The organism is Bacteroides sp. OM05-12 (assembly GCF_003438995.1).
In the GTDB taxonomy this organism is placed as follows: Bacteria; Bacteroidota; Bacteroidia; order Bacteroidales; family Bacteroidaceae; genus Bacteroides.
In genome coordinates, this window is sequence record NZ_QSUN01000008.1 from 41,203 (window position 1) to 53,039 (window position 11,837).

The following is an 11,837-nucleotide window of genomic DNA, read 5'->3' on the forward strand; positions in this document are numbered from 1 at the left end:
AAAATGAAAACCTCATCCGAATTAGTTGTTTATAAAGCATCTGCGGGTTCCGGCAAAACATTTACACTTGCCGTGGAATACATAAAACTGCTTATTCAAAACCCACGTGCTTACAGAAACATTCTCGCAGTGACTTTTACCAATAAAGCTACTACCGAAATGAAAAAGAGAATTCTGGAACAGCTATACGGTATATATATAGGTGACAAAGAATCTGCCCCTTATCTGGAAAATGTATGTAAAGGAGTGAATTTGCCCGAAGATGAAGTCCGGGCAGCAGCCGGTAAAGCATTGAATTATATCATCCATGATTACAGTCACTTTCGTGTGGAAACAATCGACTCTTTCTTTCAATCGGTCATACGTAACCTGGCGAGGGAATTGGAATTGAATGCGAATCTGAATATAGAACTCAATAACTCGGAAGTATTAAGCGATGCGGTGGATGCAATGATCGAAAAACTAGACCGCAACTCTCCCGTGCTTACTTGGTTACTGGAGTATATCGAAGAACGAATTCAAAGCGACCGTCGATGGAACGTTTCAGATGAAATAAAAAGCTTCGGACGTAATATTTTCGATGAGGGATATATTGAAAAGGGAGCCGGATTACGAAATAAATTAAAAGATAAAGATTGTATCCGCAATTACCGTAAAACATTAAAAGCAATACGGGAAGAAGCCTTGGAACAGATGAAAGGTTTCTCCGATCAGTTTAACGGTGTATTGGAAACAGCCGGGCTATCTCCTCTGGATTTGAAAAACGGAGCAAGAGGTATCAGCAGTTACTTTAAAAAGATAGAATCCGGCATTTTGGGAAATGAAGTAAGAAATACCACTGTAGAGAAAAGCCTGAACAGTGCTGAGGAATGGAGTACAAAAACATCGCCGAACAGAGCAGAAATCTTAGCCATTGCCGAATCAGAACTTATTCCGTTATTACAGACGTGCGAAAATTTTCGTTCTAAAAATAACAGTATCGTCAACTCCTGCGAATTGTCTTTGCGCCATATCAATAACTTACGTCTGTTGGCCAATATCGACGAAGAAGTGCGCGAACAAAATCGTGAGAACAACCGTTTCCTCTTATCGGACACAAATGCCCTGCTCCATAATCTGGTAAAAGACGGAGACTCCTCATTTGTCTTTGAAAAAATAGGTACAAGTATCCGCAACGTCATGATAGACGAGTTTCAAGACACATCACGAATGCAATGGGATAATTTCAAATTATTATTGCTGGAAGGGCTGTCACAAGGAGCAAACAGTCTGATTGTAGGTGACGTGAAACAATCCATTTACCGTTGGCGAAACGGTGATTGGGGAATATTAAACGGATTACAAGGAAAAATCGAAGCATTCCCTATCCGGGTGGAAACGTTAACAACCAATCGACGTAGTGAAAGCAATATAATCCATTTCAATAACCAAATCTTTACGGAAGCCCGCAACTGGCTTAACAACATATATACCGAAGAACAAGGTGAAGAATGCGAGGAATTGCAAAAAGCATATAACGACGTTAAGCAAGATTCCCCTAAGAAAGAAGAAAAAGGTTACATCAAAATATCATTTCTCAACAACGAACAAGAAAGCTCTTATACCGAACAAACATTGGAAGCTCTGGCAACAGAAACCGAACAACTGATCCATAGCGGTATCCGCCAGTCTGACATTACCATTCTTGTACGTAAAAACAAAAGTATACCTCGGATAGCAGATTACTTCGACAAGAATCTGCCTTATAAAATCGTATCCGATGAGGCTTTCCGTTTGGATGCGTCACTTGCGCTCTGTATGATTCTGGATGGTCTGCGTTATCTGTCCAATCCCGAAAACAAGATAGCACGTGCCCAACTTGCCGTCTCCTATCAGAATGAAGTGCACCATAATCAGGTAGATTTAAATACAATATTAATAAACGAAGTAGAGAATTATCTACCGGAAAGTTTTATTAATAATATAAAGACACTGCGTTTAATGCCTCTATATGAACTGATTGAAAAACTATTTGAGGTATTTGAAATGCAGTTGATAGCCAATCAGGATGCCTACCTGTTTGCTTTCTTTGATGCTGTATTGGACTATCTGCAAACAAATTCATCGGATATCGATAGTTTCATTACTTTTTGGGAAGAGACGTTATGCGGCAAGACCATTCCATCGGGAGAGATAGAAGGCATACGTATCATGTCTATACACAAGTCAAAAGGATTGGAGTTTCACACTGTACTGATACCCTTCTGCGACTGGAAATTAGAAAACGAAACAAACAATCAATTAGTATGGTGCGAACCTAAAGAAGCTCCGTTCAATGAATTGGATATTGTGCCCATCAACTATTCCACAACAATGTCGCAATCCATTTATCAAGACGATTACCGGCATGAACGACTTCAACTGTGGGTAGATAATCTGAATTTACTCTATGTTGCCTTCACTCGTGCCGAAAAGAATCTGATTGTATTCGGCAAAGCGAAACAAAAAGGTACAGTATCCGAACTACTTTTCCATTCGCTTGCAATGATTGTGCAAAAGAATAATGAAGAATGGGATGGTGAAATACCTTACGAATTCGGAACATTATGTTCTTCTGAAACTAAGAAAGAGAAAAAAAGCACAAACAAATTGACTGTACTACCGAATAAATGTGCCGTAAAAATGGAATCTTATAAGCATAAGATAGAATTTAAACAGTCCAACCGTTCGACCCGTTTTATTCGTGGTGAAGGAGAAGAAGACAAAACAGAGAAGTATATCAGTCAAGGGCAATTGCTCCACGTCATCTTTTCTGCCATTGCAACGGATAAAGATATAGACCATGCGTTCTCCGAATTGATATCCGAAGGAATCATCAGTTCTCAAAAGCAAGTAGAACAGCTAAAGAAACTAGTTTATCACGCACTCTCCCACCCCAAAGTATCCGAATGGTATTCCGGCAAATATCGTCTCTTCAATGAATGCGAGATTGTCTACAAAGAAAACGGTATAGTACAAACACGTCGCCCAGACCGTGTCATGATGAAAGATGACGAAGTAATTGTCGTCGACTTTAAATTCGGAAAAAGGAAACCGGAATACAATGACCAAGTACAAGGCTATATGAATCTTCTTGCAGAAATGGGATATAAGAATATTACCGGATATCTATGGTATGTATTTGAGAATGGTTTAGAAGAGGTGAGGTAGGAATTATATAAAATTTATGCAACTGTCCTATAATAGTAAACCGCAAATACCTAATTATTAGTTATTTGCGGTTTTTAATTGTGATTCCGAAGCGATTCGAACGCTTGACCCACGCCTTAGAAGGGCGTTGCTCTATCCAGCTGAGCTACGGAACCATCCTTAAATGCGGTGCAAAGGTACATTTTTTTATGAAATCTCAAAACTTTTCAGGCTCTTTTTTCTTATAAATTTATCACTCTATTCTAATTTAAGAATAATAAATTGACGTAACTTACAGATTTTATTATATTTGCATCCAATGTAATCTGATACTCAAAAGAGAAAAGAAAATCATATGATAAAAAACCTGCTAAAAGAACTCATCAGTTTAAGAAAGGACTCAAAAGAAGCCGAGATTACCATAAATAATGAAGATAAATTCATACCATCCGAGAAACAATGGCAAAAGTTTATTGACTTCATAGGAAGTAATAGGATTACGGAAACACAAATAGAGGAAATCATCATAGCAATGAGCGGAAAAGAAGGAGCATCCGTTATCCAACAAATAAAGAAAGAGATGGAAGATAGCCGTGAGTATGCAGAAGATATCAGGAAACTTCATCCTACAATAACAGCTACCGAATTGCAAATATGCTGTTATATTATTGAAGGAAAATCCAGTGAGGAAATCAGCCAATTAATGGGCGTGGGAGTCTCAACCATTACTTCAAACAGATGCCGTATACGCACTAAATTAGGAATATCCAAAGAAAGGAGCCTGAAAGTCTATCTAGACTCCGTCACACGTTTAAAGAAGAAAAATAAGAAGAAATAAGCCATCGGGCATACGATGCAGGCAAAAAAACAATCAGCTATCGTTTCATCATAAGAGGTAATCGAATAAAGGAGAGAATGAAGAAACTCCAATATCCGATATACCTTCATGATAAAACTAATAGTCAATTAAATCCATAAATTCTTCTTTCTATTTTTTGCACAATGCCTTGAAATCACAATACTCACAGTTTCTTGCCACTTCTGTTTGAGTAAAAGATTCCTCCGGATTAAATATTTCACTGAGCAGGCTGTCTAATGATTCCCTGAACTCTTCTTCAAAAACGGAAAAGTCATCTACCGGAATCTTCTCTTTTCTCGCTTCTCCCATCTCAATAACAGGCGAATAATCTTCGGAAGCGGCACGATGGATATACAGCAAGGCAGGAGCCACTTTCAAAGGTTGCTTCCGCTGCATAATGGCGGCGTAAAGGAATGTTTGGAAGATATAGTTCGGACGAGCTTCGGACGGGATGAAGAGCGATGCCACATCTGTCGGAGTCTTGGGACTGCCACCTGTCTTGTAGTCCACAATACGGAGCGTGCCTTCCTTGCTGTCTATGCGGTCGATGATCCCCCCTATCCTCGATTTTATCACGCCTTTGGGGGTAGCGATGTCAATGTCTTCCGCCACTCCTTTTTCCATCGCTTCCATGGAGAATGGCGCGTACTGGAGATCGTTGCGGAAGAGTTGTTTCAGATAGGAAACGATTACGGCAGAATTTATCAACTGCACGCCGTTGTATTCCGGCCGCTCGTCTTCGGGCACTTTAAAAAAGAGTTCTTTAAACGCCTTATCCATATAATCCTGCAACTTCACTTCATTGTGCAACAGCTTTTCGATGTCTTCCTTACGGATGAACTTGCCGTTTGCCGTCAGGTCGATATACGCTAATTGTGCCGCCCGATGGAAAATACTTCCGAAGGTAGCGGAATCTATCTCGGTACTGACCTCTCTGGGTGCACGCAGGGCCGCTACGTAGTAATAATAGAACTTCAGCCGGCAATCCAAATAAGTATTCAGGGCGGAAGGGGTAAATATGGCTTTCGCATTGACGCGGCGGTCGAACGTTTCTTGCAGGCGGCGCATAATCTCCGGCGTTTTCGGCACGGTGACGGGCTGAACGGTACGGGGCGACTGCCCGGCTTCCAAGTACTCCTGAATTATTTCATGGGGCGACTCCAACAGGAACTGAAGCATGAAACGGGATTGCTCGCCACGGTTAAGACCGTCCGATGAGGTGTTGTACATCAGCGTAATGTTCTCGGCACGCTGCATCAAGCGGTAAAAGTAGTAGGCATAGACGGCATTCCGGTGCTCCACGGTGGTCATCCCGAACGCCTTGCGAAGATTGTAGGGGATAAAAGAGCTGTCGCCGCCCGACTTGGGCAGCTGGCCTTCGTTGAGGGAGAGCAGGATGACGTTGCGGAAATCCAAATTTCGGGTTTCGAGCACGCCCATTATCTGCATTCCGATAGCCGGCTCGCCATGGAAAGGAATGGACGTACCCGCCAATACCTTATTTAACAGTCGCCGGAAAGTATCGGTGCTCACGGTGAGCCCGCCTTCCTCTACCAGCGTGCGAAAACGGGTGACGGTGGTATGCGCCTTGAAAAGTGACTCACGATATAGTTGTTCCAGATTGTCCTCGCCTGCAGGCGCATCGCGATATAACCCCGCCACTGCTTCGAGCATATTCATCAGGTAATCGCATAGCGAAAGGTTGCCCGTGGTGGTTGCGAATAGCTCCTTCAATAACTCGTCTTTCTTCAATTCGGAGGGCAAGGGATAAAAACGGTTGGTTGCCGTCAGCTCTTTTTCCAATGTTTCGGCAATGCCGGACAACTGCCGGGTGTAAGGGTGTTTCAGCGCAGAGGTAACTGCCGCGTAGATGAAACGTCCCGTCTCCGCATGGTAGCTTGCCTGTAATTCGAGGAGCGCGCAGAGGAAGCTGTACACGGGCGTCTGCGCCAATGGGAAACCCATTGTGATGTTGATGTTACGCACTTCGGGCGAGATGCTGTGAAGCACAGGCTGCAGAAGCGATTCGTTACAAAGGACGACAGCCGATTCCTGTTCGCGCTCGCTCAAGGTAGTCTCTATCCAACGGGGCAAGTAGCGTGCCTGCGCATTTTCCGTTGGGGCGGCAATGAAGCGCACGTTTTTCGGACGGGAGAAAGAGGCGAAAAGATTTTCGGGCAGTGGAGACGGAAATTTCTCCAAGTTACGACGAATAAATTCTCCCGCTTCATGATTAGTTCCTGCACGACGACGAATTAATTCCCCTACTTCACGATTGGCTTCTTCATCATGACGAATAAACTCTCCCGCTTCATGATTATCCCCCTCTTTAGAAGAGGAACAATCAACAGCATACCTATCTGTTTGCTCGGTATCGGGAAGACCATCCTCGCTACCTTCCGCACTATTCCCCTTGATCCGGTTTCCCGCATGAAGATAAAACTGATCGTAATCCCAGTAAAAATCTGCTTTCCCGGCATCACGAAGAGCCTCAAAGAGTCTTGTCTCCACCTTATTTAATACATTGAAACCGACAAAGACGTATCGGTCATACGGAAGACTGTCCGCATCCAGCCGCTCGATGGCTTCCCGGTAGAGCATACCTTCATAGGCTATGCCCTGCTCTTCCAGCGTTTGCCGGTAGCGGTGATAGATATTCCCAAGTACATTCCACAGGGAGATGAAGCGTTCCTTCAGCTCTGTGCGCCGTTCTATGGAAAAATTCCGGAAGAACTGTTGTATCGCCTGCTCCTGCTCTTCATCCAAGAAGTCATAATCGTTCATGATTTCCTTGAGATCTTTCAGATTGGCGAAAAGGCGTCCGGCATCCACGAGATTTTTATCCACGTCATCGAAATCGCTGATCAGCAGTTCGCCCCAATAATAGAAGTCGTCCAGTGTCTCCGAACTGCTTGTCTCTTGCCGGAAAACGCGGTAGAGTTCGCAAACCAGCTTGACGGGGTCTCCTGATTTGAGACGGGATAGACTGCGAAATAAATCGCTGATGCTTAAATAAGCAGGCGACCACACGGGACACTCCGACAGCTCCGCCAACGCTTCATTAAAGAACAATCCGGCGCGTTTGTTCGGGAATACGACTGCCACGCGAGACAGGTCGGCGCCATACCGTCCGAACACGTCCTCCGCCACTATCTGTAAAAATGTCTTCATACTTCTCCGTTAGCGTTTATGGGTAAATAAATCACGTTGCGTCCTCTGCCGTAGCGTCTTAGACGCCCTTCTTCCGTGAGGCGGTTCAAATCTTTTACCGCCTTATAAGAAGACATTCCGGTAAGTTTCATATATTCCGAACGACTGATGCAGGCATATTTCTCCAGATACTCATCCAGCCTTTTCGGGTCGTAGTCCTGTTTCTCAGGGCGTCTGCTCCACTCCTTCGGGCAGTGCACAAACGACATATCCTGCATCCTCCGGCGTGCATCTTTCGTAATGCGCAGGTTGATGTCTTTAAAATGTACGGAGCCGGCGCGAAGTTTTTCGCCCTCGTGCACCGGACGGCTTTTCAGTGACACGCTGAGGTAGCCCAAATCTCCCAGTTCCACGTGGTATCCGGCTTTAAGGTACTCCTCTATCTGCCCCATAAGATCGCAGATGACACCGCCCACTACGCCTTTGGAATATGCCGTGCTACGAGCAACATCTGCGCTCAGCTTATCCATATCTATCGTTCCGTGAGGAACAAGACGGGCATGCATGAGCCCCTCTTCTTTCTGATTTTCAGATGGATTGGAATATAATTCATAAAATGCATCCATTCGATCCTGTTTTTTAATCCGGTTAATTATTAATTTTTCCTTGCAATCTTATTTTTTAATACTGCCAGGCAATTCTTTTTTCTTATGATTAATTAATCGTTTGACGTACGTCAAACGAAAACTAAACGTATGTCCGACAAAAGTTAAACGTACGTCGAACGAATAGTCAACATACGTCAAACGATTAACTTACCGTCACAAAGATACTTCTATTTCAATCGAAAAAAAATATAATCACATATAATTTAATTATCCAAACGAAAAGATTATATTTGTCCTCTGATAAAACATTTAAAATAAAAAATAAAACAATTAAGACCTGGAAAAACCATTTTAAAACCCGAACTATGATGAAAAGACAAACAATTTCGTTTTTGTTGCTTGCCGCAGCATTCTCTACTATACAGGCGCAACAAAACGGCGGCATTTCTCCGGAAATGATGCAACAAATCAAACAAACCTACCAAGACACTCCGCAGAATAAAGCCATCAGAAACGCATTGGCGGGCACGGACGCGAGAAAACTCGCCGTCAATCAGGAAAACCTGCCGGCATTCGACACTTATTTCTCCGACAAAGTAGAATCTAAAGGCATTACAGACCAACAGTCCTCCGGCAGATGCTGGCTTTTTACAGGGCTCAACGTGATGCGCGCCAAAATGATAGCCCGTTTCAAGCTGGGCGAATTCCGTTTCTCTCCCAACTACTGCTTTTTCTACGACCAGTTGGAAAAAGCCAACTTGTTCCTGCAAGGCGTCATCGACACGGGCACAAAGCCGATGGATGACCGCATGGTGGAGTGGCTTTTCAAAAATCCGTTGAGCGACGGCGGACAATTTACCGGAATCTCGGACATTATCGGCAAATACGGCGTAGTGCCTCAGGAGGTGATGCCGGAAACGTTCAGCAGTAACAATACTTCCCGAATGGCCGGACTGATTACCCGGAAACTGAGAGAATTCGGTCTGGACCTGCGCGAACAAATCGCCAAAGGAGCCAAACCTGCGGCTGTAGAGAAAAGCAAAACGGAAATGCTGGGCACCATCTATCGTATGCTCGTACTGAATCTTGGCGAGCCGCCCGCAAAATTTACGTGGACACGCAAAGATGCGCAGGGCAAGCCGGTAAATACGAAGGAGTATACCCCGCTGACGTTCTTTAAGGAATACGTGGACGACGACCTCACGGGCAATTACGTAATGTTGATGAACGATCCTAACCGGGAATTCTACAAATGTTACGAAATCGACTACGACCGTCACCGCTATGACGGAAAAAACTGGACGTACGTCAACCTTCCTATCGAAGACATCAAAGAAATGGCCATCAAGTCCATCAAAGACAGTACAATGATGTACTTTTCCTGCGATGTAGGCAAATTCCTCGACTCGCAACGCGGCGTGCTCGATGTGAACAACTACGACTACGCATCCCTGATGGGCACTGATTTCAAGATGGACAAGAAACAGCGTATACAGACTTTCGACAGCGGTTCGTCACATGCCATGACGCTGATGGCGGTAGACTTGGATGAAAGCGGCAAGCCTAAAAAATGGATGGTGGAAAACAGTTGGGGAGCCACAGCGGGTTATCAGGGACACTTGATTATGACCGACGAGTGGTTCAACGAATATATGTTCCGCCTTGTCGTAGAAAAGAAATACGTACCCGGAAATGTACTGAACATCTTGAAACAAAAGCCTATCCGCTTGCCGGCATGGGACCCGATGTTTGCCAACGAGGAATAAGAATATAAAAAAAATCTTGTTTGGATGGCAGTGGAGGAGATTGCTTTCGGGGCGCTTCTCCCCTGTTTTTGAAAAAATTGACGACAGACGATGTCGATTGTTGAATCTGACCGAAGTGGAGAAGTTGCTTTCGAGGCGCTTTTCCACTTTATTTTAAATAAGACCACAGAGGATGCAAAATTCTGTTTCCCCTACTCCACCTTCGTGATAGTAATCTCCTGAAATTCTTCCAAGAAAAGCAATAAGCTTGATTCATCCCTCTTATGCGGCGCTTTCACTGTGATGGAGACATCATACGTCGTATTATCCGAATGCGCGTCCGCTGATAATTCGTAGTTCACCAAGCGGTAGCCTTCCGCGTTCAGCCGTTCTATAACGGTTTTCACCATCTCTTTGTCGCGGACGGAAAAATTGGCGGAAACACTGCGCAGCCCGATGCTCTTGAAAAAGAAATTTAGCACCTCCAAGCCCACTAATGTCAATGCCGTCGCAGCAATCCCAAGCCAAAACAAGCCCGCTCCCACGGCAAGACCGATGCCCGCCGTAGCCCACAGCCCGGCAGCCGTAGTCAGTCCGCGCACCATTTGTTTCTGAAAAATAATCGTTCCCGCACCGATAAATCCGATGCCGCTCACCACCTGCGCCGCAACACGGCTGGGGTCGAGCGAAACGCCGTCCTCCTGTATTATATCCTGAAAACCATATTGTGAAACAATCATAATCAACGCGCTACCCAGTGCCACCAAAAAGTGCGTGCGGTAGCCCGCTTCCTTTGCCCGGTACTCCCTGTCCAACCCGACGACTGCACCCAACATCCCGGCAACAAACAAACGTAAAATAAAGTCCCAAGTCATTATCATAGTTTTCCCCGTATTTTAAAACACCTAAAGATAATCATTTCCGCTCATAATCTGTTATTTATCCGCACTTTTAACGGAGTCTTTCTTTTTGATATGCCACGGCAATCCGTACAAATCTTCCGGCGGAACGCCCGATTCAAGGATTCCGCTATTGATATAATCCCTTGCCGAAGCATTCTGAAACGCATACAAGCCGAATTTGGGCAACATCGAAGCAAAATGTTCCATAATCTCCGCCTGAATAGATTCATAGCTCACCCAATCCTTGTTTGCCGAGAAACAGTAAATCTGCAAGGGAAGCCCGTTGGGGGTCGGTTCCAGCGTGCGCACCATCAACGTCAGCTCCTTATTTACCCAAGGATGCTTCAGCAGGTACATCGTCATGTAAGCACGAAACAAGCCGAGATTGGTTTCGATCGTCCCGTTCACCAGTCCGTGACTGTTTGCCGTATTCTCCACCTTGCCGTCGGCCGCCTCCTGTTGCTTTTGCGTAATATAATCCTTCAGCAAGTCAATCTGCTTCATACTTTCCAGATACTCCGGCGTGCACTGCTCGATATTGTCCGTAGCGATGGTATAAGCGCGCATAATCCTCCGCCCGCCGGACTCCGTCATCCCCCGCCAGTTGATAAACGAACTGGAAACCAGCGAGTAAGGCGGAATCGTCACAATCGTATTATCAAAATTCTGTACCTTGACAATATTCAGCGAAATATCCATCACCACCCCGTTTACCCCCGCCGAATCCATCTCGATCCAGTCACCGATGTGTATCATATCGTTCTGCGAGAGCAACACACCCGCCACAAATCCCAGAATAGAATCCTTGAAAATCAACATCAGCACAGCGGCAAATGCGCCCAGTCCGGTAATCAAGTTGAACGGCGACTTATCAATCAGAATCGATATAATGACAATTATCCCGATGAACGAGAACAACACTTGCAGAATCTGGATAAACCCCTTCATCGGACGGTCATGCAGCTCCCCTTTGTTCAGAATCACCTTCCCAACGGAACTGAGCACCACATTGACCGAGAGAATCAGTACAACAACAAAATAAATCCAAGCAATCTTCTCGGCAATGTTCAGCACATCCGGCTTGCCCACAAAAGCGAAAGGCAACAATGCAATCACAATCAGCGGAGGCACAATCCATGACAACTTCCGCAAAGCATTGTACTCTATCAGCGAAGAAAGTATCTTCACATTGCGGAATTTCAGTATTTTCCGGGTAAACGTCACCGCAATCAAGTGCACCAGTTTACCGATAACAAAAGCAATGATAAGAATCAATATCAGGTAAATCATCTCATCCAGCTTGTTCGTCATCTCCTTGGACATCCCGAACGTATTCAAAATATCCTTTATCCAATGAAGCAAAGTAGCCGCAAATTTATCAGTCTCTTTCATTCCGTTTCATTTT

At 44.7% G+C, this 11,837-nt stretch carries 7 protein-coding genes and 1 tRNA gene; 3 read left to right on the plus strand and 5 right to left on the minus strand.

Going from position 1 to position 11,837, the window contains the following annotated elements; genetic code table 11:
• The first annotated feature begins 3 nt into the window (after positions 1-3).
• Complete coding sequence (locus tag DXB63_RS08795; RefSeq protein WP_122126039.1) at positions 4-3,189, plus strand: UvrD-helicase domain-containing protein; 3,186 nt, start codon at positions 4-6, stop codon at positions 3,187-3,189.
• Positions 3,190-3,270: 81 nt separating this feature from the next.
• On the opposite strand, the gene DXB63_RS08800 is transcribed toward DXB63_RS08795, so the two are convergent.
• Positions 3,271-3,344: transfer RNA gene (locus tag DXB63_RS08800), tRNA-Arg, on the minus strand.
• A gap of 179 nt (positions 3,345-3,523) precedes the next feature.
• On the opposite strand from DXB63_RS08800, the gene DXB63_RS08805 reads away from it, so the two are divergent.
• Positions 3,524-4,006 (plus strand): LuxR C-terminal-related transcriptional regulator, encoded by a 483-nt coding sequence (locus DXB63_RS08805; RefSeq protein ID WP_122126040.1) that lies wholly within the window; start codon positions 3,524-3,526, stop codon positions 4,004-4,006.
• Positions 4,007-4,156: 150 nt separating this feature from the next.
• Here DXB63_RS08805 and DXB63_RS08810 read toward each other — a convergent pair whose 3' ends face one another.
• Positions 4,157-7,198 (minus strand): PD-(D/E)XK nuclease family protein, encoded by a 3,042-nt coding sequence (locus tag DXB63_RS08810; RefSeq protein WP_233522831.1) that lies wholly within the window; start codon positions 7,196-7,198, stop codon positions 4,157-4,159.
• Entirely contained in the window at positions 7,195-7,803 is a 609-nt protein-coding gene (locus DXB63_RS08815; RefSeq protein ID WP_122126041.1) for a DsbA family protein, read from the minus strand. The genes DXB63_RS08810 and DXB63_RS08815 overlap by 4 nt, the downstream gene beginning before the upstream one ends.
• A gap of 350 nt (positions 7,804-8,153) precedes the next feature.
• Here DXB63_RS08815 and DXB63_RS08820 point away from each other — a divergent pair, with 350 nt between their 5' ends.
• Positions 8,154-9,551 (plus strand): C1 family peptidase, encoded by a 1,398-nt coding sequence (locus DXB63_RS08820; protein ID WP_122126121.1) that lies wholly within the window; start codon positions 8,154-8,156, stop codon positions 9,549-9,551.
• A 191-nt stretch (positions 9,552-9,742) separates the two neighbouring features.
• Here the strand turns inward: DXB63_RS08820 and DXB63_RS08825 are convergent, their stop codons facing one another.
• Positions 9,743-10,411, minus strand: a complete 669-nt coding sequence (locus tag DXB63_RS08825; RefSeq protein ID WP_122126042.1) for an MgtC/SapB family protein — start codon at positions 10,409-10,411, stop codon at positions 9,743-9,745.
• A 54-nt stretch (positions 10,412-10,465) separates the two neighbouring features.
• Positions 10,466-11,824: a mechanosensitive ion channel family protein gene (locus DXB63_RS08830; RefSeq protein ID WP_122126043.1), complete on the minus strand. Its 1,359-nt coding sequence runs from the start codon at positions 11,822-11,824 to the stop codon at positions 10,466-10,468.
• Positions 11,825-11,837 lie beyond the last annotated feature (13 nt).